The 23573-nt window shown below is 64.0% G+C and carries 17 protein-coding genes and 5 pseudogenes; 9 read left to right on the top strand and 13 right to left on the bottom strand.

Annotated elements, in window-relative coordinates:
• Nucleotides 1-29: 29 nt before the first annotated feature.
• A pseudogene (locus OKW38_RS34390) lies at nucleotides 30-331 on the bottom strand (IS6 family transposase); the annotation flags it as partial.
• A 301-nt stretch (nucleotides 332-632) separates the two neighbouring features.
• Between OKW38_RS34390 and OKW38_RS34385 the strand changes: the two are divergent.
• Nucleotides 633-1757 (top strand): acyltransferase family protein, encoded by a 1125-nt coding sequence (locus OKW38_RS34385; RefSeq protein ID WP_429365115.1) that lies wholly within the window; start codon nucleotides 633-635, stop codon nucleotides 1755-1757.
• Nucleotides 1758-1957: 200 nt separating this feature from the next.
• Here the strand turns inward: OKW38_RS34385 and OKW38_RS34380 are convergent.
• Nucleotides 1958-3857, bottom strand: a pseudogene (locus tag OKW38_RS34380) (ATP-dependent metallopeptidase FtsH/Yme1/Tma family protein).
• Between the two features lie 603 nt (nucleotides 3858-4460).
• Between OKW38_RS34380 and OKW38_RS34375 the strand changes: the two are divergent.
• Both OKW38_RS34375 and OKW38_RS34370 read left to right on the top strand, forming a co-directional pair.
• Nucleotides 4461-5309: a shikimate dehydrogenase family protein gene (locus tag OKW38_RS34375; protein ID WP_429365114.1), complete on the top strand. Its 849-nt coding sequence runs from the start codon at nucleotides 4461-4463 to the stop codon at nucleotides 5307-5309.
• 128 nt (nucleotides 5310-5437) lie between these two features.
• Nucleotides 5438-6061: an ABC transporter ATP-binding protein gene (locus OKW38_RS34370; protein WP_429365113.1), complete on the top strand. Its 624-nt coding sequence runs from the start codon at nucleotides 5438-5440 to the stop codon at nucleotides 6059-6061.
• 335 nt (nucleotides 6062-6396) lie between these two features.
• Here OKW38_RS34370 and OKW38_RS34365 read toward each other — a convergent pair whose 3' ends face one another.
• Together OKW38_RS34365 and OKW38_RS34360 are read right to left on the bottom strand one after the other, a co-directional pair.
• Nucleotides 6397-7404: a zinc-dependent alcohol dehydrogenase family protein gene (locus tag OKW38_RS34365; protein ID WP_429334267.1), complete on the bottom strand. Its 1008-nt coding sequence runs from the start codon at nucleotides 7402-7404 to the stop codon at nucleotides 6397-6399.
• 129 nt (nucleotides 7405-7533) lie between these two features.
• Nucleotides 7534-7848: an antibiotic biosynthesis monooxygenase family protein gene (locus OKW38_RS34360; protein ID WP_429352330.1), complete on the bottom strand. Its 315-nt coding sequence runs from the start codon at nucleotides 7846-7848 to the stop codon at nucleotides 7534-7536.
• Nucleotides 7849-8038: 190 nt separating this feature from the next.
• Between OKW38_RS34360 and copM the strand changes: the two are divergent.
• Nucleotides 8039-8433: pseudogene (copM, locus tag OKW38_RS34355) on the top strand (CopM family metallochaperone).
• Nucleotides 8434-8446: 13 nt separating this feature from the next.
• On the opposite strand, the gene OKW38_RS34350 reads toward copM, so the two are convergent.
• The 4 genes from OKW38_RS34350 to prpC form a co-directional block, all read right to left on the bottom strand.
• Nucleotides 8447-9688, bottom strand: coding sequence for an MFS transporter (locus tag OKW38_RS34350; RefSeq protein ID WP_090809240.1), 1242 nt, complete (start codon nucleotides 9686-9688; stop codon nucleotides 8447-8449).
• A gap of 170 nt (nucleotides 9689-9858) precedes the next feature.
• Nucleotides 9859-11046: a 2-methylaconitate cis-trans isomerase PrpF gene (gene prpF / locus OKW38_RS34345; RefSeq protein WP_429365112.1), complete on the bottom strand. Its 1188-nt coding sequence runs from the start codon at nucleotides 11044-11046 to the stop codon at nucleotides 9859-9861.
• Nucleotides 11047-11152: 106 nt separating this feature from the next.
• Nucleotides 11153-13750 carry a Fe/S-dependent 2-methylisocitrate dehydratase AcnD gene (gene acnD / locus OKW38_RS34340; RefSeq protein ID WP_429365111.1) on the bottom strand — a complete coding sequence of 866 codons (2598 nt, stop codon included), beginning with the start codon at nucleotides 13748-13750 and terminating at the stop codon, nucleotides 11153-11155.
• 112 nt (nucleotides 13751-13862) lie between these two features.
• Nucleotides 13863-15032: a bifunctional 2-methylcitrate synthase/citrate synthase gene (gene prpC, locus OKW38_RS34335; protein WP_090809234.1), complete on the bottom strand. Its 1170-nt coding sequence runs from the start codon at nucleotides 15030-15032 to the stop codon at nucleotides 13863-13865.
• Nucleotides 15033-15269: 237 nt separating this feature from the next.
• Between prpC and prpR the strand changes: the two genes are divergently transcribed.
• Together prpR and OKW38_RS34325 are read left to right on the top strand one after the other, a co-directional pair.
• On the top strand, nucleotides 15270-17228 hold the full coding sequence (gene prpR / locus OKW38_RS34330; RefSeq protein ID WP_429365110.1) for a propionate catabolism operon regulatory protein PrpR: 1959 nt from the start codon (nucleotides 15270-15272) through the stop codon (nucleotides 17226-17228).
• 54 nt (nucleotides 17229-17282) lie between these two features.
• Entirely contained in the window at nucleotides 17283-17633 is a 351-nt protein-coding gene (locus OKW38_RS34325; RefSeq protein WP_429365109.1) for a hypothetical protein, read from the top strand.
• A gap of 58 nt (nucleotides 17634-17691) precedes the next feature.
• Here OKW38_RS34325 and OKW38_RS34320 read toward each other — a convergent pair whose 3' ends face one another.
• The 4 genes from OKW38_RS34320 to OKW38_RS34305 all read right to left on the bottom strand — a co-directional run bounded on the left by OKW38_RS34320 (nucleotide 17692) and on the right by OKW38_RS34305 (nucleotide 19484).
• On the bottom strand, nucleotides 17692-17967 hold the full coding sequence (locus OKW38_RS34320; RefSeq protein WP_090809227.1) for a hypothetical protein: 276 nt from the start codon (nucleotides 17965-17967) through the stop codon (nucleotides 17692-17694).
• On the bottom strand, nucleotides 17967-18254 hold the full coding sequence (locus OKW38_RS34315) for a hypothetical protein (RefSeq protein WP_090809225.1): 288 nt from the start codon (nucleotides 18252-18254) through the stop codon (nucleotides 17967-17969). Before OKW38_RS34315 ends, OKW38_RS34320 begins: the two co-directional genes overlap by 1 nt.
• Before the next feature lie 69 nt (nucleotides 18255-18323).
• Nucleotides 18324-18674: a hypothetical protein gene (locus OKW38_RS34310; RefSeq protein ID WP_429365108.1), complete on the bottom strand. Its 351-nt coding sequence runs from the start codon at nucleotides 18672-18674 to the stop codon at nucleotides 18324-18326.
• A gap of 12 nt (nucleotides 18675-18686) precedes the next feature.
• A complete protein-coding gene (locus tag OKW38_RS34305) occupies nucleotides 18687-19484 on the bottom strand; it encodes a hypothetical protein (protein WP_429365107.1) in 798 nt (265 codons plus the stop codon).
• 214 nt (nucleotides 19485-19698) lie between these two features.
• Here OKW38_RS34305 and OKW38_RS34300 point away from each other — a divergent pair.
• The 3 genes and pseudogenes from OKW38_RS34300 (at nucleotide 19699) to OKW38_RS34290 (ending at nucleotide 23358) form a co-directional block, all read left to right on the top strand.
• A pseudogene (locus OKW38_RS34300) lies at nucleotides 19699-20781 on the top strand (tartrate dehydrogenase).
• Between the two features lie 500 nt (nucleotides 20782-21281).
• On the top strand, nucleotides 21282-22640 hold the full coding sequence (locus tag OKW38_RS34295) for an MFS transporter (protein WP_090809219.1): 1359 nt from the start codon (nucleotides 21282-21284) through the stop codon (nucleotides 22638-22640).
• Between the two features lie 385 nt (nucleotides 22641-23025).
• Nucleotides 23026-23358 carry a hypothetical protein gene (locus OKW38_RS34290; RefSeq protein ID WP_184039654.1) on the top strand — a complete coding sequence of 111 codons (333 nt, stop codon included), beginning with the start codon at nucleotides 23026-23028 and terminating at the stop codon, nucleotides 23356-23358.
• Between the two features lie 12 nt (nucleotides 23359-23370).
• Here OKW38_RS34290 and OKW38_RS34285 read toward each other — a convergent pair.
• Nucleotides 23371-23541: pseudogene (locus OKW38_RS34285) on the bottom strand (glycosyl hydrolase 53 family protein); the annotation flags it as partial.
• Nucleotides 23542-23573 lie beyond the last annotated feature (32 nt).

Here is a 23573-nt window from a genome sequence, read left to right as displayed (position 1 = left end):
TGCGTGTGCCCTCTCCCGCTTTTTCACGATTGATCAACAGCGCGCCACAGCAGGTAAGGCTCGCCGCGCAACGTCACAAATACTTCGTCAAGGTGCCATGTCGTGCCGGGCTTGCGACGCGCCGCTTTGACACGGTGGGCGAAACGGGCACCGAATTTATCGCACCAGCGTCGGACTGTTTCGTAGCTGACGATAACCCCCGCTCGAATAGCAGCTCTTCGATATCACGCAGGCTGAGCTGAAACTTGAAATACCAGCGGACCGCGGAACTGATGACCGCCGCTGGAAAGCGATGACCGTGGTAAAGCGTGCCGACCTGTGCGAACGACAAAAGACTCGATCGTTCAATGCATCACCTATGACGCAGGCGAAGGCGCTGACGATGCGCCTCTAATGTTCGCTTTCACAACGGCTTTCTGAAATGGAGTCGTTGGCGACTGGTAATACTCGGCGCGTCTTTAGCGAACACGCGGAAAGTTTTGCGGCTTTTCATGCACGAAACAGGGACACCCGTCTTCATGGATGGACGCGAGCCTCGAAAATAAATCATCGAACGCGCGCTGCGATTTTTTTCGCATTTTTTCCCCGTACGATGTTTTCGTGCTTTTCCGCCGCTTTGCGAATAGAGGTTTATGAAAAACAGAATTGCCGGATTCGATGGATTGCGCGCGATCGCTGTGCTGATGGTGTTTCTGCAGCATCGACTCTTCGGCGACATCGGCGAAATCGGGCATCTCGGCGTGTGGATCTTCTTTGCGCTGAGCGGCTTTCTGATCATCGGCATCCTGTCGTCGCGGCGCGCGCGCATCGAAGAGGGCGACAGCTGTTTCCGCACCGAACTCGGGCGCTTTCTGTTTCGTCGCACGGTGCGCATCTTTCCGATCTATTACCTGATGCTCGTCGTGATGTGCGTGCTGATGGCATTCGGCCTCGCGAATCCGGAACTGGCGAGCGGCATGCCGTTTCACTTCGCGTATCTGTCCAACTTCTGGATCGGCTCGGTGCTGCGTTACTGGCCGGGCCGCTATTCGCACTTGTGGAACCTCGCGATCGAGGAGCAGTTCTATCTCGTCGTTGCGCCGTTTTTGCTGCTGCTCGCGACGCGGCGACATCGAGCGGCATGTTGGGCGATCGTGGCGCTCGGCCTTGCCGCGCTGTTCGCGATGCGCGCCGCGCATTGGGATGAGATCACGATCTATACGCACCCGTTGAGCAATGTCTGGTTGCTCGCGTTGGGCGGCATCGGTGGTCTGGTGATCGAGGACGATCGCGGCCGCGCGCGTGCCTGGCTCGGTCATGGCCTGACGCTGTTCGCGCTGAGTCTGGTCGTGATCGGTTTGTGCGCGGCCGAGCCGAGGTGGAACATGCTCGACGATCCCTTGCTGTTTACCGCGATCAGCGCAACGTACGGGATCGGTATCGCGGCGCTGGTGGCTTCGATCGCGTGTTGCCGCAATGCTGCCGTGATGGGTCTGCTACAGACGCGTTGGCTCGCCGGTCTTGGGCGTATCAGTTACGGCTTCTATCTGTATCACAACCTGATCCCCGATCTGACGCGTAACCGTCACGCCGAGGCGTTGTTTGGCGGCACCGTGCCGATGTGGGCACACATGCTTGGCATCGTCGCGTCGTTCGCGATTTCGCTTGGCATTGCGGTGCTGTCGTGGCGGTTGATCGAGGCGCCGATTTTGCGAGTGAAGACGCGCGGCGAATCGGTATTGAAAGCGGCGGAGAACGTCGCTTCCGACGTAGCCTGACAGATCGAACCAGGTCGCCGATCTATCCGGCTACGCGCCTCACGCTATCATTCGGCCTCACCACCCGGCCGCCCCTCATCTGACGCACTCCACGGGACCGAACCGGCCAAACGAAAGAAGAACACGATGCGCGCGGCGCTTTCCCGCGATGCCGACCGACCCGGGATCGTCGGACTTCGCGTAGCGCATCATCAGGCCCGTCAAGCCGCCGCAGGCTCGTGCACGATCTTCAACGTGCTCTTGTGCTCGGCGATGAACCGATAAACGGTGTCCCCGGGTACGGTCTCGTGCTCGAGCAACTGGTCCGAAATGTCGCGCAGTACCGGCTCGTACGCGTGCAGTAGCCCGTAGCAAAGTTCGTTGAGCTCCTTGAGCAGCACGTTCGCATGCTCGATTGCGCTCTTCATTTGCAGGCCCGCATACTGCGACGGCAGCGCCGCGAGACTGAACAGATCGCCGTCGCTGTTGAAGCCGAACTTCGACACCATGTCGAGGCTGATACGCGAGGCCTCCTGCAAGTCCGACGCGGCGCCGCTCGATGCTTCGGAGAACATCAGAATCTCCGCGTTGCGTCCGCCGAGCAGCACCTGGATCTCGTTGCGGATTTCCGTTTCGCGGTACAGGTGCTTGTCCTGCGCCTTCGTGATCAGCGCGACGCCAAGCGCGCCGCCACGCGGCAGAATCGTCACTTCCTCGAGCACGCCGGTGCCAAGCAGCGCCGCGACCAGACCATGACCCGCCTCATGCACCGCGATGCGCCTGCGCTCGTCCTCGGTGAGCGCGCGCTCGGCGCCGCTCACGTCGCCGATGCGCGCGATCTTGATCGCTTCCATGAAGTGCTTCGCGGCGATTTCGTTATCGCCCGCCTTGCGCGCGATCAGCCCTGCCTGATTCACGACCATCGCGACGGTGGCCGGCGACAGTCCAGTCGTCAAACGCGCGAGCTGGTCGTAGTCGATATCCGCCGCTTTCGACTTCAGCCGCTGCGCGTAGAAACGGAAAATCTTGGCGCGGTCTTCGCGATCCGGCAGACGCACCTGCACCGTGCGATCGAAACGGCCGGGGCGGCGCAATGCTTCGTCGAGATTGTCGGGATGGTTGGTCGCGGCCACGACGATCACGCCCTCGTTCGACTCGAAGCCGTCCATCTCCGCGAGCAGCTGGTTGATGATCCGGTTGCTTTCGGCTTCGACCGGACCACCGCCGGTGTCGGTTCGTTTCGCGAGACCGTCCGCTTCGTCGATGAAGATGACCGTCGGCGCATTCTTGCGCGCGAGTTCGAACAGGTGCCGCACCTTCTGGATACCGACACCGTAGTACTTCGCGCTGAAATAGCTGCCCGTGATCGAAATGAAGTTCGCGCCGCATTCGCCGGCCAACGCCTGAGCGAGCCGCGTCTTGCCGACGCCGGGCGCGCCGACCATCAGGATGCCGCACGGCGCGCGCACGCCCAGCGACGAGAACTGCTTCGGATCGGACAGGTAACCGCGAATGTCGGCGAGCGCGGCCTTCGCTTCGTTCGCGCCGATCACGTCGTCGAAACGCAGCGTCGGTGTTTTCGCTGAGCAGCTTCGCGCCGCCCTTCATCTCGCGTCGCATGAACCACGCCATGCCGCCGATCAGCACGAGCGGCAGCAGCACGCTCAGCGCGTCGCGGAACTGGTCGAACAGCTGGGTCCAGCGTGCGCCGTCGCTGTGGATGTCGACGTCGGGCAGCCATACGAGCTGATACGCGGCGGCGTCGGAGCGCTCGCCCAGCAGCAGCGCGTGCGAGAAGGTTGCGTTGTGATCGGTGACGAAGTACTTCGAGCCGTCACGCAGCGACACCAGAATCGCGTTGGGACTCACGCCGATCGCCGCGACGTTGGTGTCGTGAATGTCACGCAGCATCGTCGACGCATCCTTCTCCGCATGCGTCCACGCGGATGCATCGTGACGCATCTGGCTCGCAATGCCGCTCAGCGCCGGCGCCTGCGGCTCGGCGCGATGCTGGATATACCAGACGCCCCAACCGACCAACACCGCGATCAGCACCGCCACAGCCGCCACCGCAATTTTGCGTGCGCGCTTTTTCCCAAGCGAATTATTTCCCGGCTTCATGAGTCATTTCCAAAATGCGGACTTGAACAAGCCCTTACTTAATCAAGCTTTCTGTCAAACTTACCTGTCGAAATCGGAAGGCGGAGTCTGCGGAAAATCGGCTGGGGGCGAAGCGCCACACGGCGAGGCTCAAAGGACAATTCAGAAGGACGACGATCTGTGCATCCCGGTGAGCCGCATTAGCCGAAGGTAGTATGCCGGCGGCACGCGTCTGTCAAAGCCGCGGAAATGGCCTATTTGTACCATCTATCCGACCATCGACACGCCGGAAGGTTACGCGGCAAGCGCGCGTAGGGCGTCGCCGCCTTGGCTCCGCGCACAGTTTATCAGCGTAAAAAGCAGCGCGTGTTTTTAATGTCTATATCTAACCGCACCCCAATTAAAATCAGTCACAATTACTGACAAAACGTGATTAGACGGACCTAAATGATCTGAAAATAGGCCACGATTAAGTCAGGATTTTGGAATCAGCTGGCAGGATGAGCGACGGCTCTCTACGGACCCGTTCGCATCATCGACACTTTCTCTCAGGTTCTGCTTTTGGGCGCCGGCGCCGAGCGGCATCGACGGTTCTTTCCTATGCTGCACTCAGGAGATTCGATCATGCAGCGGGCTGAAAACCCTTCCTTCGCGGCGTCGCTCGACGCGGGTCTGAGCGGCGCGACGCGCGTGTATTTCATCGTCGGCGATCCGATTGCGCAGGTGCGCTCGCCGTCCGGCGTGACCGCCGCGTTGCGTTCGGCCGGCCGCGATGCGCTGGTGGTGCCCGCGCACGTCGCCCCAGCCGATCTGCCGGCTTTTTTCGCGGGCATCGCGCCGATGCGCAACGTCGACGGCGTGATCATCACGGTGCCGCACAAATTCACCGCGGCGAGCTATTGCGCGACGCTCGCCGAAGAAGCCGCGTTCCTTGGCGCGGTCAACACGCTGCGCCGCAACGCCGACAGCGGCTGGCATGGCGGCATGTTCGACGGCACCGGCTTCGTTGCGGCGCTCGTCGCGGCGGGCTGTGAACTACAGGGCAAGCACGCGCTGCTGGTCGGCGCGGGCGGCGCGGGCTCGGCGATCGGCCATGCGCTGATTCAGCGCGGCGTCGGCTCGCTCGACGTGCGCGACAACGACGTCGAACGCACCGGCTCGCTGACCGCACGGCTCAATGCGCTCGGCCGAGGCACGGCGCGCGGTGCGGCGGCCGACCTCGACCCGAGTCCGTATGACGTGGTCGTCAACGCGTCGCCGCTCGGCATGCGCGCGGGCGATTCGTTGCCGATCGACGTCGCGCGCTTGCCGGCCACGACTTTTGTCGGCGATGTCGTAACGAAACCGCCACTTACGCCGCTGATCGAAGCGGCACGCGCGCGCGGTTGCCCGACCGTGACGGGCACGCAGATGTTCGAACGCGTGTGTGATCGGATGGTGGAGTTCTTTCTGGACACGCCGACGTCTGCGTAACGGCGCGAAGGAACCAGGCGCGCGCTGCTACACTGGCGCGAAATTGCCGTGGCGCAGATCCCGCACGGCATGCACGAGGCGTGGCGCAATCCTGCGCCGCGTTCACATCGCCCTCTGCGCGCCAACCCATGCTTCGATTCGACAACCTCAGCAAGCGCTATAGCGACCGCGTCCTGTTCGAAGGACTGCACTTCGACGCGACGTCCGGCTGCGTCGCGTTGAACGATGAATCCGGCAGCGGCAAATCGACGTTGCTCGCCATCCTCGCCGGCGCGCTCGAACCCGACACCGGCGACGTATGGCTCGGCGGTCATTCGCTGCGCGCCGCGCCGGATGCCGCGCAAGCGCTGCTCACGTATGTGCCGGAAGACAGCATGAGCTGGCCCGATCAGACCGGCCGCGATTATCTGCGGCAGGTTGCGGCGGCGCGGCACACCGCGCTGACCGACGACGTGCTCGCGCTCGCCGAACGCTTCGGCCTCGCGCCGCATCTGGACAAACGTTTCGAGCAGATGTCGTATGGCAGCCGCAAAAAGGTGTTTCTGACGGCGGCCGCGCTCGGCGAAACCCGCGTGCTGATCGCAGACGAACCGGCCGGCGGACTCGACGCGTCAGCGCGCGCGGTGCTCGCCGAGCTGTTCAGAACGCTCGGCACGACGCGCACGCTGTTTTTCACGAGTTACGACGAAGGGTTCACGCAGGCCTGCGAGGCGACGGGTGTCTGTTTCGCGGACCTCGCGAGGGGCATTTGAGCTAGGGCCTGTTCACGCTAATAACGGGCTTGCGCTGGCCGCCAGAAGGGCCGAGCGCAAGGATTGCGACGCAACGAATACTCGACGTATTCGCAAGGAGCATGACGCGGCGATCGGCCCTTCTGGCGGCCAGCCCTTTGAAGGTTTTTTTAAAACAGGGGAACGTGCCTTTGCGCCCGTATTGCGGCGTCGGTCGTCGCTTGTTTGGCTCGGCCAAACGGCGCTCCTCTCTCCTTGCACTACGGGCGGAAAGGCACGTTCGCAAGCCCGTTATTAGCGTGAACAGGCCCTAGCGATCCCGCGGGTCATGCGGGCCGGGCGCGAGCGTTGAATCCTCAGATCGCCACACAAATCTTGCCGAAGTGCGCACCCGATGCCTCGTGCCGGAACGCGTCGGCGAGCTTGTCCAGCGCGAACGTGCTGTCGATCACCGGCTTGATGCCCGTGGTCTCCAGCGCGCGCACCATGTCGATCTGATCCTGCCGGCTGCCGACGATCAGCCCTTGCAGACGCTGTTGCCGCGCCATCAGATGCGCGGTCGGCACCGGACCCGCGCGGCCGGTCAGCACGCCGATCAGCGCGATGTGCCCGCCGATGCGGCATGCGGTGATCGACTGCGGCAGCGTGCCGGGACCACCCACCTCGACTACGTGATCGACACCGCGCCCGTTGGTGATGTGACGCACTTCTTTGCCCCACTCGGGATTGTCGCGATAGTTGATCGTATGGTCGGCACCCAGTTCGCGCAGCTTCGCGAGCTTCGCATTCGACGACGACGTCGCGATCACCGACGCCCCCATCGCCCTCGCCATCTGCAAGCCGAAGATCGACACGCCGCCGGTGCCGAGCACGAGCACGCTGCTGCCTGCCTTCAACTGACCATCGACGACCAGCGCGCGCCACGCGGTCAGCCCCGCCGTGGTCAGCGTCGCGGCTTCGGCGTGGCTGTAGCCGGCCGGCGCGCGCGTGAAGTAGTGGCTCGGCAGCACGACGACTTCGCGCGCGTAGCCGTCGACGCCGTCGCCGGGGGTGGTCGCAAAATCGCCGATCGCGGGCGAACCGTTTTCCCAGTGTGGGAAGAAGCAGGACACGACGTGATCGCCGGCCTTGAATTCGCGCACGCCTGCGCCGACCGCTTCGACGACGCCCGCGCCATCGGCCATCGGGATGCGGCCCGCTTCGGCCGGCAGATTGCCGCAGACGACGCCGTAGTCGTGGTAGTTCAACGAACTAGCGCGAATGCGCACGCGAATCTGCCCGGCCTCGGGCTGACCGGGATCGGCGAGATCGACGACCTGCAGGCTATCGACTGTGGCGGGAGAACCGATTCTGACGGCTTTCATGTTTTCGATCCTTGGTGAGTGGTGCGCTGCCGTGAGCAGCTCGATGTCCACGCGCGATGCGCGTCGGATGTTCATGCGCCATGCCCGCGCGAATGCGAACCGGCATGCAGGCGCCGCGCGAGCACCGCGCTATTTGACGGTCTGGATGACTTCGAAGCCTTCGAATTCCGGGTGGCCGAGATACAGCACGCGGCTTTCGTTGCCGGCACTGCGATGCGCGGCACGAAACGCGTCGGACTTCGTCCATGTCTCGAACGATCCATGGTCGCGCCAGATCGTATGGCTCGAATAGAGGACGTGATCGTCCTTGCGCGGTCCCTTCAGCAAATGAAATTCGACGAAGCCCGGCACCTCTTTCAGATGGGTGTCGCGCGTGGTCCACAGATGTTCGAAGGCGTCCTCGGAGCCGGGCGCCACCTTGAAGCGGTTCATCGCGATGTACATGCTGTCAGCCTCGTTGAGTGAGTGATGCTGCCAATGATGCTGGCTTGGTCATCCAGTCGCGTTTCATTATAGGCGTGCGTTGCTTTGCCTCCGCTTGACCTTACCACGGCAGGAAGCTCCACGATGTCCGACGTGACCGTTAGAATCGCGCGGATCACGTCGCCACACTCTTCAACAACGGAAAACCAATATGAAAAACCTTCGCGCGTTGCGCGCTCTCTGTGTGTTCGGCGGTTTGGCATTCGCGGCGGCGGCTCTGCCCGCTCACGCGCAACATCAGGGCATGCCCGGCATGGACATGCCGGATTCGGCGCATACCGACGCGGGCGCATCGACGCAAGCCTTCAAGGCCGCCGACGAGCGCATGATGCATGAGATGAGCGCCCCGAATACACCGGCGACGCCGACCGGGATTTCGTCGCGCACATGATCCCGCATCACCAGGGCGCGATCGAGATGGCGCAGGCGGAGTTGAAATACGGCAAGGACCCGGAGATCAAGCGGCTCGCGCGCAACATCATCAAGGCGCAGCATGACGAGATCGCGTTCATGCAGCGCTGGCAGGAAAAGCACGGCGGCAAGTAACGCAGCGCGAGCATCACCAGCGTGGCTGCTTGCGCAACAGCGGCGTCATCGCGATCAGACCGATGATCGGCCCAGGCAGCAGCAGCCATGCGACGCGCACGTCGAGCGCGTGAAATACGCTGGTCGACCACAGGATCGAGCAGGCGGACAGGAAAAAGCCGAAGCTGTTCTGCAGCGTCAGCGCGCCGCCGATCTTGTCGGCGGGACAGGCCTTCACGGACAGCGCCGAAAACTGCGGCGAATCGGCGATCACGCTGATGCCCCACACGAGTAGTAACCCGAGCTGCGCGGCGGTGCCGAGCCCCGTGGTCAGCGGATAAATCGCGCACAGCGTGCCCGAGATCGTCAGCGCGAGAGCGGCGGTACGCGCGCTGCCGACCACCTGGCTGAGTCTGCCGCCGAACAGGCAGCCGAGCGCACCGATCGCGATGATCAGGAACGACCACAACGCGACGGTGCCCGGCGCCGCCGGCGCCCCGCTCGCGAACGCGCGCTGCACGAGCAGCGGCGTCAGCGTCCAGAACGCGTACAACTCCCACATGTGACCGAAATAGCCGAGCGCGGCCGAGCGAAACTCGCTGATGCGCACGACCTGCCCGACGCCCGCCGACAAACCGAAGCGTCGGCTGCCCGAGCGCCGCGCGTGCGGCCCTTCGCCGAGCACGAACACCAGCAGCGCGCCGATCACCGCGAGTCCCGACGAAGTGAGCACCACGGTTTGCCACGGCACGCTCGACAGCAACGCACGAATCGCATGCACCGACGCCGTGCCGAGCGTCAGCATCGCAACGAGCAACGCGAGCGTCTGCGCGGCGCGGCGCGGGTCCCACGTAACGAGCAGCTTCATGCCGAGCGGATAGATGCCGGCAAGCGCGACGCCCACGCCGAAGCGAAACACGAGCGCCGACGCGAGCCCGCTGCTGCACAGCGCGAACAGCGCATTCAAGGTCGCGCCGAGCACGCCGCAGACGGCGAACACCTTGCTCGCCGACACGCGATCCGCGAGTCCGGTGGTCGCCGACAGCAAGGTCCCGACGATAAAGCCAGCCTGCACTGCATTCGTCAGCCAGCCGATACCGGACGCGCTCAGATGCCAGGCGATCTGCAGATCGCGCATCGCGCCGTTCGCGCTGAACCACAACGACGTACCGAGCAATTGCGCAATCGCGATCACGAGCACAGCGCGTCTCGCGCGCGCGATGTCGTGCGCCGCGTCGCCGGACTTCGTTGCGTCGGCGTCCAGCCTGTTCTGCATCGTGGCTCCTCTGCGTCGGGACTGAGTCGGCCGCTGGGGAGTGGTTATGGGAGCGCGGCCGGAGCGGCCATTGTAGACCGCGAGCACCGTATGCCCCCATCGCCGCGAGCGCGGCGGCCTGCTCTACGTAGCCTTCCGTGCCGCTGACGTTGGCCGACATCGGCGCCGCCTCAGCCCTGCTGCGGCACCCTGACCCACCCCTCCATCAACACGCGCGCGCTGCGGCTCATGATCGCCTTCGTGACGACCCACTCGCCGTCCTGCAGACTCGCCTGCGCGCCGACGCGCAACGTGCCCGACGGATGCCCGAAGCGCACCGACTCACGCTCGCCGCCGCCCGCCGCCTGATTGACGAGCGTGCCCGCGATCGCCGCCGCGGTGCCGATCGCGACCGCCGCCGTGCCCATCATCGCGTGATGCAGCTTGCCCATCGACATCGCGCGCACCAACAGGTCGACGTCGCCCGCGCGCACCGGCTTGCCGCTCGACGCCACGTAATCGACCGGCTTTGCGACGAACGCGACCTTCGGCGTGTGCTGCCGCGTCGCGATCTCGTCGAGATGCTTGATGAGCCCCATGCGCAGCGCGCCATGCGCGCGAATCGTCTCGAACATCGCGAGCGCCTTCGCGTCGCTGTTGATCGCGTCCTGCAACTCGGTGCCCTTGTAGCCGATCGCCTCGGCGGCGACGAAGATCGTCGGGATGCCCGCGTTGATCATCGTCGCCTTCAACGTACCGACGCCCGGCACCTCCAGGTCGTCGACGAGGTTGCCGGTCGGGAACATCGCGCCGCCCGCGCCTTCTTCGTCGGCGGCCGGGTCCATGAATTCGAGCGGCACTTCGGCGGCCGGAAAGGTCACGCCGTCGAGTTCGAAGTCGCCGGTTTCCTGCACCGCGCCATCGCTCATCGGCACGTGCGCGATGATCGTCTTGCCGATATTGGCCTGCCAGATGCGCACGATCGCGACGCCGTCACGCGGCACGCGGCCCGCCTCGACGAGGCCCGCGCTGATCGCGAACGGTCCCACCGCGGCCGACAGATTGCCGCAATTACCGCTCCAGTCGACGAACGCCTTGTCGATCGACACCTGCCCGAACAGATAATCGACGTCGTGATCTGGCCGGCTGCTGCGCGAAACGATCACGGTCTTGCTGGTGCTCGACGTCGCGCCGCCCATGCCGTCGATCTGCTTGCCGTACGGATCGGGACTGCCGATCACGCGCATCAGCAGCGCGTCGCGCGCGGCGCCCGGTCGCTGCGCGGCCTCGGGCAGATCCTGCAGACGGAAAAACACGCCCTTGCTGGTGCCGCCGCGCATATAGGTGGCCGGAATCTTGATCTGGGGAAGGTGGGCCATGAAGGTATCCTGAGGTGACATGTTCTTTGATGAAGGGCGATGCGGCTCGTCAAGCCGCATCGCCCTGGTCTGTTGCGACGTTCACTGCAAAACGCGCGTCTACTTGTCAAGCCGCTGCTCTGGTCGACTCGAGAAAGTCCTGCGCGAAACGCTGCAGCACGCCACCGGCTTCGTAGATCGACAGCTCTTCGGCCGTATCGAGCCGGCACGTCACCGGCACTTCGACGCGCTCGCCGTTGCGGCGATGAATCACCAGCGTCAGATCGGCGCGCGGCTTGCGCTCGCCGATCACATCGAACGTCTCGGTGCCGTCGATGCCGAGCGTCAGGCGATTCACGCCCGGCTTGAATTCGAGCGGCAACACGCCCATGCCGACGAGGTTCGTGCGGTGAATCCGCTCGAAGCCTTCCGCGACGATCGCTTCGGTGCCGGCCAGCCGCACGCCCTTCGCGGCCCAGTCGCGCGACGACCCCTGGCCATAGTCGGCGCCCGCGATCACGATCAGCGGCTGCTTGCGCTCCATATACGTTTCGATCGCTTCCCACATGCGCGTGACCTTGCCCTCGGGCTCGATGCGCGCGAGCGAACCGGCCTTCACCTGGCCATTCTCCAGCACCATCTCGTTCTTCAGCGTCGGGTTCGCGAAGGTCGCGCGCTGCGCGGTCAAGTGATCGCCGCGGTGCGTCGCGTAGGAATTGAAGTCCTCTTCGGGCAGGCCCATTTTCGTCAGGTATTCGCCGGCCGCGCTGTCCGGCAGAATCGCGTTCGACGGCGACAGGTGGTCCGTCGTGATGTTGTCGCCGAGCACGGCCAACGCTCGCATGCCCTTCAGCGTGCGCTCGCCGGCGAGCGCGCCTTCCCAGTACGGCGGACGGCGAATATAGGTGCTTTCTTCGCGCCAGTCGTACAGCGGGTCGGCCTTCGCGCCGGTGTCGGGGGAGACCGCGAACATCGGTTCATACACTTTGCGGAATTGCTCGGGTTTCACGCTCGCGGCGACGATCGCATCGATCTCCGCATCCGACGGCCACAGATCTTTCAGCGTGACCGCATGACCGTCCGCATCGACGCCGAGCACGTCCTTCTCGATGTCGAAGCGGATCGTGCCCGCGATCGCATAGGCGACGACCAGCGGCGGCGACGCGAGAAATGCCTGCTTCGCGTAGGGGTGGATCCGGCCGTCGAAGTTGCGGTTGCCCGACAGCACGGCGGTCGCATACAGATCGCGCTCGATCACCTCCTTCTGGATCACCGGGTCCAACGCGCCGGACATGCCGTTACACGACGTGCACGCATACGCGACCACGCCGAAGCCGAGCTGTTCGAGTTCAGGCAAGAGCCCTGCCTCTTCCAGATACAGCGTGACCGCCTTCGAGCCCGGCGCGAGCGAGCTCTTGACCCACGGCTTGCGCACGAGTCCACGCCGATTCGCGTTGCGTGCGACGAGGCCCGCCGCGATCATGTTGCGCGGATTGTTCGTGTTGGTACAGCTCGTGATCGCGGCGATGATCACCGCGCCGTCCGGCATCAGACCGGGCTCGTTCTCGACCTTGCCGCTGACGCCGCGCGCGGCCAGCTCCGACACCGGCAAGCGGCGATGCGGATTCGACGGCCCCGCGAGCGTGCGCACCACGCTCGACAGATCGAACTCGAGCACGCGCTCGTAGTCGGCGTGCTTCAGCGTATCGGCCCACAAGCCGGTTTGCTTCGCATACGTTTCGACGAGTTTGACGAGTTCGTCGTCGCGGCCGGTCAGCTTCAGATAGCGGATCGTCTGCTCGTCGATGTAGAACATCGCGGCGGTCGCGCCGAACTCGGGCGCCATGTTCGCGATCGTCGCGCGATCGCCCAAGGTCAATTTCGCCGCGCCCTCGCCGTAAAACTCGAGGTACGCGCCGACCACCTTCTCTTTGCGCAAGAACTCGGTCAACGACAGAACCACGTCGGTCGCGGTAATGCCCTCGCCCGGCTTGCCGCCCAGCTCCACGCCGACGATATCGGGCAGCCGCATGTACGACGCGCGGCCGAGCATCACGCTCTCCGCTTCGAGGCCGCCGACGCCGATCGCGATCACGCCGAGCGCATCGACCATCGGCGTATGCGAGTCGGTGCCGACCAGCGTGTCGGGAAACGCGACACCGTCCTTCACCTGCACGACCGGGCTCATGCGTTCGAGGTTGATCTGATGCAGGATGCCGTTGCCCGGCGGAATCACGTCGACGTTGCGGAACGCGCGCTTGGTCCAGTTGATGAAATCGAAGCGGTCTTCGTTGCGGCGATCTTCGATCGCGCGATTCTTCGCGAACGCATCCGGATCGAAACCGCCGCACTCAACGGCCAGCGAGTGATCGACGACCAGTTGCGTCGGCACCACCGGATTCACGAGCGCCGGATCGCCGCCTTGCGCGGCGATCGCATCGCGCAGACCCGCCAGATCGACGAGAGCGGTCTGGCCGAGAATGTCGTGGCACACGACGCGCGCCGGGAACCACGGAAAATCGAGCTCGCGCTTGCGTTCGATGATCTGTTTCAGCGAAGCGGTCAGTGTCACCGGGTCGCAGCGGCGCACCAGGTTTTCGGCGAGCACGCGTGACGTGTACGGCAGCTTGTCGTAGGCGCCGGGCTCGATCTTGTCGACCGCGGCACGCGTATCGAAGAAGTCGAGCTCGGTGCCCGGAAGGCGTTTGCGGTTGGCAGTATTCATGACGTAGGGACAGGACGGTTATCGGCCGCCGGACGGTATGCCGGCGGCCTCGGGCGGCGCTTCGCTCGCGCGCCGGCCGGACAGTGCGGGTAGTTTAGCTCGCGGCCTCAGCTCAAACGCGCTTCGCCAGCGGCACGAACGGCAGATCGTCCGGACCGGTGTAATTCGCGCTCGGACGAATGATCTTGTTGTCGACGCGCTGCTCGATGATGTGCGCGCTCCATCCTGCCGTACGCGAGATCACGAACAGCGGCGTGAACATCGCGGTCGGCACGCCCATCATGTGATACGACACCGCGCTGAACCAGTCGAGGTTCGGGAACATCTTCTTCGCGTCCCACATCACCGATTCGAGCCGTTCGGCGATCGAGAACAGCTTCGTGTTGCCCGCTTCCTTCGACAGCTTCTTCGCGACTTCCTTGATGATCTTGTTGCGCGGGTCCGAGATCGTGTAGACCGGATGGCCAAAGCCGATCACGACTTCCTTGTTCTCGACGCGGCGGCGGATGTCGGCTTCGGCTTCGTCGGGCGTCTGGTAGCGCGACTGGATTTCGAACGCGGCTTCATTGGCGCCGCCGTGTTTCGGGCCGCGCAGCGCGCCGATCGCGCCGGTGACCGCCGAGTACATGTCCGAGCCCGTGCCCGCGATCACGCGGCCGGTGAACGTCGACGCGTTGAACTCGTGCTCCGCGTACAGGTTCAGCGAGACGTGCATCGCATCCACCCACGCCTTCGACGGCTCGACGCCATGCAGCAGATGCAGGAAATGCCCGCCGATCGAATCGTCGTCGGTTTCGACCTCGATGCGCTTGCCGTTGTGCGAGTAGTGATACCAGTACAGCAGCATCGAGCCGAGCGAGGCCATCAGCTTGTCGGCGATATCGCGCGCGCCGGGCAGGTTGTGATCGTCTTTCTCGGGCAGTACGGTGCCGAGCACCGACACGCCGGTGCGCATCACGTCCATCGGATGCGCGGCGGCCGGAATCCATTCGAGTGCGGCTTTTACGTTGGCGGGCAGGCCGCGCATCGACTTCAGCTTCGTCTTGTACGCGGTCAGTTCGGCCTGGGTCGGCAGCTTGCCGTGGACCAGCAGATAAGCGATCTCCTCGAATTCGCACGCCTCGGCGATGTCGAGAATGTCATAGCCGCGATAGTGCAAATCGTTGCCGGTCTTGCCGACCGTGCACAGCGCGGTGTTGCCCGCGGTCACGCCCGACAGCGCGACGGATTTTTTCGGTTTGAAAGCGCCTGCGTTCGGCGTGCTGTTGTCTGCTTCGCTCATCGATTGTCTCCAGAAAGGGTTGGAATTTGGCCATTGCTTCGACTGGGCTGCCTTGTACGCAAGGAACGGGCCAGCCCGTTCACCACCAGCTAAGTGCCTGATTTGGCGGGAGTCCGGCGAAGCAATGACGCGACCCCGTCCGACGCTCGATTTCATTAATGAAACTCCGGATTTCAAATCGGCAATGAATGCTCGCATAATGGAGGTCCCCAACCATCCCGTTGCGAGCCGTCCGCCTTGAGCACGCCTCTTTATGAACCGCCGCAGCGTCCGCGCGTCTGGGCGCTCAGCATTAGCCGCCTGCGCGATCTGTTCTTCGACATCGCCGGCGAATACGTGGAACTCGCGGATGTTCGCATCGTGTCGCACGCCTTCGAAGACGCGGTGCGCGAAATCGAGGCCGCGGGCGCCGCGCGGCCCGACGTCGTGCTCGCGGGCGGCTCGAACGGCGCGTATCTGAAGACGCGCGTGTCGGTGCCGGTCGTGCGGATCAGTCCGACCGGCTACGACGTCATGCATGCGCTCGCCCGCGCGCGTCGGGAAGGCGCGCGCGTCGCGCTCGTCACGCACGGCGACACGCCCGACGAAGTGCGGCGGTTCGCCGCCGCGTACGCGCTCGATGTCACGTTCGCGTCGTACCAGTCGGCGCAGGACGCGGAGAGCGTCGTGCTCGATCTCAGCGATCGTGGCATCGACGTCGTGGTCGGCCCAGGCATGGTCACCGACCTCGCCGCGAACGCCGGCATGGGCGCGGTGTTTCTGTACTCGCGCGCGTCGGTGCGGGCCGGCTTCGACACCGCGCTCGAAGTCGCGCAGGCGACGCGCCGCGAAACCGTGCGACGCCAGCGGCTCGACACGCTGCTGCAGCACCTGCGCGACGGCGTGGTCGCGCTCGATGCGCAAGGCCGCGTCGAACTGATGAACCAGCGGCTCGCGGGCGTGCTCGGTATCGATGCGGCAAAGGCCGTCGGCCGCGCGCTGCTCGAACTCGCGCCCGACCTCGCGGGCAGTCTGCCGGACGCGGAGGGCGACAGCTTCTGCACGGTGCGCGGCGCCAGCTATGTCGTGCATCGCGGGCCGCTCGCAAGCAGCGGCGCGGCGCCGGGCACCGTGCTGACGTTTCAGGAATCGCGCGCGGTCGAACGGCTCGATCGGACGCTGCGCGCGCGTCAACGCGTGCAGCAGTTCACCGCGCGCTACCGGCTCGACGATATCGTCGGCGCGTCGGAATCGATCGAACGGGTGCGCGCGCTCGTCGTGCGTTATGCGAGGTCGGACGCGACCGTGCTGATTCTCGGCGAAAGCGGCACCGGCAAGGAAATGGTCGCGCAGAGCATGCATCAACTGAGCGCGCGACGCGACTTCGCGTTCGTCGCGATCAATTGCGGCGCGTTTCCGGAGGCGCTGCTCGAAAGCGAACTGTTCGGCTACGAGGAAGGCGCGTTCACCGGCGCGCGCAAGGGCGGCAAGGCGGGGCTGATCGAGGTCGCGCATCGCGGCACGCTGTTTCTCGACGAGATCGGCGAGATGCCGTTGCCGTTGCAAAGCCGCCTGTTGCGCGTGTTGCAGGAGCGCGAGGTGGTGCGGCTCGGATCGACGGAGCCGATGCGCGTCGATATCCGCATCGTCGCGGCGACGCATCGCGCGCTGACCGACGCCGTCACAGAGGGCAGTTTCCGTACCGATCTGTACTACCGGCTCAACATCCTCAGCATCGCGCTACCGCCGCTGCGCGAGCGGCCGAACGACCTGCTGCCGCTCGCCGCCGAACTGTTGCGCCAGGCGGCCGCGCGCGAGCCGAGGCTGGCGGCGCGCGTGCCCGACGCGCAGACCGCCGCTCGCATGCTGGAGGGTTTGGGCGCGGCGTTGCGGCGCTATGCGTGGCCGGGCAATGTGCGCGAGTTGCAGAACGTGATCGAGCGGATTGCGGTTGAACTCGCCGATGGCGATGCGGACACGGATGCGAGTGCGGCGCTCGTCACGCGCGACATGCTGCGCGCGATCGCGCCGGAAGTCGTCGAGCCCGTCGCGCGCGCGAAGCCGGCGGCGCTGACGCTGCGCGAGCGCAGCCGTCATGTCGAGGCTGATGAAATCCGCGCGGTGCTCGCGGTTCACGACGGTGATCGCGATGCGGCTTGCGCCGCGTTGGGCATCAGCAAGACGACGCTGTGGCGCAAGTTGAATGCGGGGCGGTAGAGATGGTTACGGTTTCCCGGCGCGCGCAGGCTGTTGTCATAGAGCGACCTTAGCATGTCCACGTCGGCCGGTTGTTGCGCGCGCTACCGTCGTCATCCGGCATCCGCGCTGGTCGGCTTCGTCTCGGGCGTGCCGGTCATTCACGACCTGGACACGCCCGGTTGCCGCAGCGAGACCAACGCAGCCGGAGCAGTCGTGGCGGCGGTACTCGCAAGGATGGGCGGGCGGCGGGCAGACGTGATCGTCTATCGCGACAGCACTGGGCAGTTCGAGGGGCTGCTGGTGGATGACGACGACAGCTTTGCCGGCTTTCTCCTACTCGGCGGCGCACGTTCGCTAGCGGAAGCGCTCGCGCGACTTCCTGAAGCGCTCGCGGCCCTGCGCGCGCCGGATGCGCAACAGTAGGTTTGATAATTCCCGAATGCCCGTTGCACGCACAGCGCATAAGTGCGCGGGCGGCGGGCTACGTCTGTGAAGGCTTGTCGATCGGCTCTTGCGTAACTGACATGTACTGCTTGATGTCAGGCTGACCGAGCGCAATCACGTTGAGTATTGCGACGCCAAGCCTCCGCGCAAATTCGTCGTCGAGTTTGAAATCGTACTCATCGAGAAGGATCGGCATTTCGATTTTCCCGGCCAGCAACGGGGCAAGCCTGGTTGGGTCAACGGTTTGCACCGTGAGCCGTTGACGGTCCTCTGTATAGGTTAGAACCACGGAATACGGCGGATGAGTAGCCATCAATATCCTCTGCACTGTTGATAGTTCTGGAATGCCTGCGTTTTGCATAGCGCGATGCCACGTGTACCGCCCATTGGGCCAGCCAGTGCGTTGCACAGGTCTAGGTCCCGTTCGTACTGCGCGAAGCATTCGGTCTCGTGAAAATCGCTCACTCCGCGCGCCGCAATGTCCTGCACATCGTCACTCACGGCATCTGGCTGATAGTTGAACGCCTGAGCATTGCCGAGGTTCTGCGGCGCGCGCGGGCTGTTGCCATAGAGCGAACTTAACACTGGGTACAGTGTCATTTAGCATCACGGCCACTGCTTCCCGAAAGGCGCCGATTCCCGTAGTCGGAGATTCACGAGTCGAATCGCCTACTCAGCGTCGATGTCGAGCGTCTCAAATTCCACAGCTAGCTCCGCGCCGGCCGTTGCGAGGACTAGCGCTACTTGAGACCCCGGCGTCTTCGAAAACCGCTCGCTTTTAGAGAGCATGGCGCGGGCGAGATCGTAATTCGTGTCCCCCGGCGTGAGGATCTTCATCTCAAAGACGATGTTATTGGACACGCTGAAATGTTCAACGGTGCAGCGACTGGTTCCGCTAAAAGTTGCCGTTGCTCGCTTCCCTTCATCCTCCAACATGACAATAAGTTTATGCTTATCCCGAACCACGAGAGCGTTGATATACCAGTCGTGGAAGTAACCAAATTCCTTGAGTTCGTCCATCAAACAAATCCTTTACCAAGGTAGCAGCGAAAATGCATTTCCCTTATCTCTAACGCCATTTTCCCAATTATGGGAGTGTGGAACGCCAAACCCGTGATCGTGACCGAAATCAATATCGACGGCCGCGTTACCGTCTCCGTCATATAAGCGCCATTGTTTCTTGCCCGATGTGTTTTCGACCCATTGGTTAGGTGACCCTCCTTCTGAGGGAAGCCATGCCGTTTGCATTTCACCGCCCGTGGGAATGTCCTCGCTGTACTCGAACGGCTGAGCTTCGCCTAACGAACCAACACGGGGAGAATACGACGGCGTACCGGCATTCTGCGGCACCCGGGGGCTGTTGCCATAGAGCGAACTTAGCATGTCCGCGTCGGCCGGTTGTTGCGCGCGCGCGGACGCTGTCCGGGACGCCTTTTCCCGCTGCTCCCGTATCGCCTGCACGCACTTGCGCATCTCGTCCCGCTCAGGGACGAAGATCAGGCTACCGTCCTTCACTTCGTTGTAGAGGGCTTTGGCAACCTCATCGTCTTTCATCCTGTACATATGAAAGCGGTTGTCACTCCGGCCGAGCATATCGCGTAACTCGTATGGCTGGTGCGACAGCAGCACGGATGGGCTATGTTGCAGCCACGCCGCGCGCGCTTCCTCCATGCCCTGGCTGCACAATGTCATCGTGCGCTTCGCGGGCTGTGCTCGCCGGCAATGCAAAATGGAACCACCGATCCACGTCAAACAACCAGCGAGACCTGATGTGAAGGTTGAACGATCTGTAAAGGCTGACCGAGAAGAAATGTCCGTGCCGCCTTTCACGGACCTCATGATAAGAACCCAGGGAAAGTGAAGTCATCGTGCCTCACAGTCAATAAAGGAGGCCCGATTGTGCATCAAGGTACCATCCCAAAAAACCCCTGGTTAAGCCTTGCAGGAGAGGCACGCCGCGCCTGGCACGGCATGATCGAATGCACCACGAATAAAATAACCACCACCACATCCCCAATCCAATTCTTCAAAGGAGAAGCCCAGCATGTCGAACAAATACCGGATTGCCGTCATCCCCGGCGACGGCATCGGCGTCGAGGTAATGCCCGAAGCGCTGCGCGTACTCGAAGTCGCGACGCAACGCTTCGGCATCGAGCTCGAATATCGGCACATCGAATGGGCGAGCTGCGACTACTAAGCGAAGCACGGCAAGATGATGCCGGACGACTGGAAAGCGCAACTGCAATCGGCCGATGCGATCCTGTTCGGCGCGGTCGGCTGGCCCGACACCGTGCCCGATCACATCTCGCTGTGGGGGTCGCTGCTGAAGTTTCGCCGCGAGTTCGACCAGTATGTGAATCTGCGGCCCGCACGGCTCTTTGCGGGCGTTCCCTCGCCGCTCACGGGACGCAAGGCCGGCGACATCGACTTCTGGATCGTGCGCGAGAACACCGAGGGCGAGTATTCGTCGGTGGGCGGCGTGATGTTCGAAGGCACCGAGCGCGAGTTCGTGCTGCAGGAGTCGGTGTTTACGCGGCATGGCAGCGAGCGCGTGCTGAAGTTCGCATTCGATCTCGCGCAGCGCCGCGCGCGCAAGAAAATCACCGTCGCAACGAAGAGCAACGGCATCGCGATCAGCATGCCGTGGTGGGACAAATGCGCGGCCGGCATCGCCGCGCAGTATCCGGACGTCACGTGGGACAAGCAGCACATCGACATCCTGTGCGCGCGTTTCGTCCTGAACCCGGACCGTTTCGACGTGGTCGTCGCGACCAATCTGTTCGGCGACATCCTGTCCGATCTCGGCCCCGCGTGCACGGGCACGATCGGCCTCGCGCCGTCGGGCAACGTGAATCCGGACCGCAAATTTCCGTCGCTGTTCGAGCCGGTGCACGGCTCGGCACCCGATATCGCCGGCAAGCACATCGCGAATCCGATCGCGATGATCTGGTCGGCCGCGATGATGCTCGACTTCCTCGGTCATTCGAGCGGCAAGGAGCGCGAAGCGCACGACGCGATCCTGAAGGCGATCGAGGCGACGCTGATCGAGGGTCCGCACACCGGCGACCTCGGCGGCAAGGCAAGCACGAGCGAAGTCGGCGAGGCGATCGCGGCAAAACTCGCCTGATATGAACGGCGCGCCAGGCCCATCAAAGCGCGCTGCGAATGCCTGGCCGCCGATCGTTCGACATGAAGGGATGACGGCGCAACGCCGGATGCGCCGTTATCGACAGTTGCGCCGCTCGTAGAGCGACCATTCGCCCTCGTGCGTCACCAGGGCGACATCGCATTCGCTATCGCCTCGTCCTTTCTGCGGCCCGATTGCAGCGCGCCGCCTCCCACGCATCGGCGGGCACGTCGGCCACTGCGAAGCTCGGGTATTCCCCCGTTGACCGCATCGAATTCATTCCTTACAGTGGCGCGCGTTCGCATAGAGAATCACAGTTCTTTATTCGAACAAATTCCCTCGCCCGGCGCGATTCCGTCAAACCGATCCGTCCGGGATGATTCATTGCCGATGAACGGCCAGTTGGCCCGCCGCAGGCATCGTACGCAGTTGCCAGACGGCGTACAGTCTTAGAGAAGAATAGCTCGTCGTGTCGGGCCTTTCGCTGCCAGGAGACCATCATGAACCGCAGCCCCGCTGTGAACGTTCAAACCTTCATCAACGAGCATCCGTTTTCGCCGTTCCAGTGGCTGATCTTTTTCATGTGCTTCGTCATCGTCCTGCTGGACGGTTTTGACACTGCTGCGATCGGCTTCATCGCGCCTTCACTGATCACCGAATGGGGTATCAGCAAGCCCGCGCTCGCGCCGGTGCTGAGCGCCGCGCTGTTCGGCCTCGCGTGCGGCGCGCTCGGCTCGGGTCCGTTGTCCGACCGCCTCGGGCGTCGCTCGATGCTGGTCGGTTCGGTGCTGCTGTTCGGCGTCGCCTGCCTCGCGTCGGCGTTTTCGACCGGCATCGACCAACTGACCGTGCTGCGCTTCGTCACCGGCGTCGGCCTCGGCGCCGCGATGCCGAACGCGGTCACGATGATGGGCGAGTACTGCCCGGACAACCGCCGCGCCACCGTGATCAACCTGATGTTCTGCGGCTTCCCGCTCGGCGCCGCGTTCGGCGGTTTCCTCGCCGCGTGGATGATTCCGCATCTGGGCTGGCGCAGCGTGCTGATCCTCGGCGGCGTCACGCCGCTGCTGCTGTTGCTGCTGTTGCTCGCGAAGATGCCGGAGTCGGTCCGCTACATGGTCGCGAATAACAAGCCGGCCGAGCGGATTCGCGCCGCTCTCGCGCGCATTTCCGGCGACGCGGTGCAGGCCGTCGGTTTCACGATGACCGAAACCGCGCCGCAAACCGGCGGCAAGGGTCTCGGCGTCGTGCTGTCGCGCTCGTACATCGTCGGTTCGGTGATGCTGTGGGTCGCGTACTTCATGGGCCTCGTGATCTTCTACGCATCGATCAACTGGATGCCGATCCTGCTGAAGGACGCCGGCCTCACGCCGCAACGCGCGACGCTGATCTCCGCGCTGTTCCCGCTCGGCGGCGTCGGCGCGGTACTGGCCGGCGTGCTGATGGACCGCTTCAACGCGAACCGCGTCATTGCGGTGTGCTATGCACTGACCGCCGTCAGCGTGTACTTCATCGGTCAGGCGGCCGGCAACGTCGGCGCGCTCGTGCTGATCGTGTTCATCGCCGGCGTGCTGATGAACACCGCGCAATCGTCGATGCCGGCGCTCGCCGCCGCGTTCTACCCGACCGTGGGCCGCGGCACGGGCGTCGCGTGGATGCTTGGCGTCGGCCGCTTCGGCGGCATTGCGGGTTCGTTCCTCGTAGCCGAGTTGGCGCGCCGCCACTTCTCGTTCGGCGGCATCTTCGCGACGATCGCGGTGGCGGGTCTGCTCTCTTGCGTCGCGCTGCTGATCAAGCAGGCGGCACGGCCGCAGGCGGCGGAAGCGGGTGCGTCGAAGACGGAGTCGTTCGGCCATTGAGCCTGCAATGAGATGCGCGCGCCAACGGACCGGTAACGGTTCGATCGAGTGGTGATCCAGAAGCCGCCCTGCGAATCGCAGGGCGGCTTTTTATTTCGCTGAACGCCTGGAATCTCTCGCTTACCTGAACGCGAGCAGTTGCTCGACACACAGCAGCACGGCAATCAGAACCATCGCCGCGCCTGCAACCTGGCTAAAGGATCGGCCGCTGCCGCTGTGACGCATCGACGTCACACCCGTTCGCCTGCGGCATTGTGATCCACGGCGGCGAAAAGCGCCCCGGCCTACTTCCCGATACACTACGCAACAATTTTTCCGCGCGCGGCCAGGCGCGGCGATCACCGCCGCTGCCGCGCCGCCGCCGTCTCATATCAGGACTCCGGTAATGAAACGCGTAGTCGTATCCGCGCTCGTCGCGCTGTGCATCGCGCAGCCGGCCGCTCAGGCCGTCGCGCAGACCGTCAGCGATCAATGTTTCGCGCTCGGCGATATCGCCGGCCAGGTCGCGTCGTGGCGCGCACACAAAAAGACCAAAGCTCAGGCGCTCGAGCAGGCCGCCCACTACTACAAAGACCCGTCCGACCGCGCGGCCGTCGACGCGATCATCGAAAAAATCTACAGCCCCGACGCGCCACACATGACGCCCGATCAGGCGAGCATGGCGATCACGTCGGAGTGCGTGAACCAGCACAAGGGGCAGGCATCGCCGGCACAGTGATGCCGGCGTGTCACCCGCGATGCCGCCGCTGTCGATATGCAGCATCACCTTGATGCGCCCGTCGACGGATTTGACCGCGTCGTGCCCGGCCTTCAGCAGCGCCGCGAGGTTATCGAGCCGATCGTACTTGCCGAGCGGCCACAGCACGCCACCGGTGATCTCATTGCCGATCTGCACCCACTCGGTTGACTTCCTGCCGTGACGTGACAACCACA

The sequence above is a fragment of the Paraburkholderia sp. MM5496-R1 genome, from assembly GCF_050436205.1.
Classification (GTDB): domain Bacteria; phylum Pseudomonadota; class Gammaproteobacteria; order Burkholderiales; family Burkholderiaceae; genus Paraburkholderia; species Paraburkholderia tuberum.
The sequence above is the reverse complement of the archived record's forward strand: the minus strand, read 5'-3'. Positions and strand labels throughout refer to the sequence as shown.

Bases quoted from the DNA above. Each gene is read 5' to 3' on its own strand.
- OKW38_RS34365 (WP_429334267.1), bottom strand. From the start codon at position 7,404: ATGAAAGCCGTCAGAATCGGTTCTCCCGCCACAGTCGATAGCCTGCAG.
- OKW38_RS34370 (WP_429365113.1), top strand. From the start codon at position 5,438: ATGCTTCGATTCGACAACCTCAGCAAGCGCTATAGCGACCGCGTCCTG.
- prpC (WP_090809234.1), bottom strand. From the start codon at position 15,032: ATGAGCGAAGCAGACAACAGCACGCCGAACGCAGGCGCTTTCAAACCG.
- OKW38_RS34320 (WP_090809227.1), bottom strand. From the start codon at position 17,967: ATGGCTACTCATCCGCCGTATTCCGTGGTTCTAACCTATACAGAGGAC.
- prpF (WP_429365112.1), bottom strand. From the start codon at position 11,046: ATGGCCCACCTTCCCCAGATCAAGATTCCGGCCACCTATATGCGCGGC.
- OKW38_RS34350 (WP_090809240.1), bottom strand. From the start codon at position 9,688: ATGCAGAACAGGCTGGACGCCGACGCAACGAAGTCCGGCGACGCGGCG.
- acnD (WP_429365111.1), bottom strand. From the start codon at position 13,750: ATGAATACTGCCAACCGCAAACGCCTTCCGGGCACCGAGCTCGACTTC.
- OKW38_RS34360 (WP_429352330.1), bottom strand. From the start codon at position 7,848: ATGTACATCGCGATGAACCGCTTCAAGGTGGCGCCCGGCTCCGAGGAC.
- OKW38_RS34375 (WP_429365114.1), top strand. From the start codon at position 4,461: ATGCAGCGGGCTGAAAACCCTTCCTTCGCGGCGTCGCTCGACGCGGGT.
- OKW38_RS34295 (WP_090809219.1), top strand. From the start codon at position 21,282: ATGAACCGCAGCCCCGCTGTGAACGTTCAAACCTTCATCAACGAGCAT.
- OKW38_RS34290 (WP_184039654.1), top strand. From the start codon at position 23,026: ATGAAACGCGTAGTCGTATCCGCGCTCGTCGCGCTGTGCATCGCGCAG.
- OKW38_RS34310 (WP_429365108.1), bottom strand. From the start codon at position 18,674: ATGGACGAACTCAAGGAATTTGGTTACTTCCACGACTGGTATATCAAC.
- OKW38_RS34325 (WP_429365109.1), top strand. From the start codon at position 17,283: ATGTCCACGTCGGCCGGTTGTTGCGCGCGCTACCGTCGTCATCCGGCA.
- OKW38_RS34315 (WP_090809225.1), bottom strand. From the start codon at position 18,254: ATGACACTGTACCCAGTGTTAAGTTCGCTCTATGGCAACAGCCCGCGC.
- OKW38_RS34385 (WP_429365115.1), top strand. From the start codon at position 633: ATGAAAAACAGAATTGCCGGATTCGATGGATTGCGCGCGATCGCTGTG.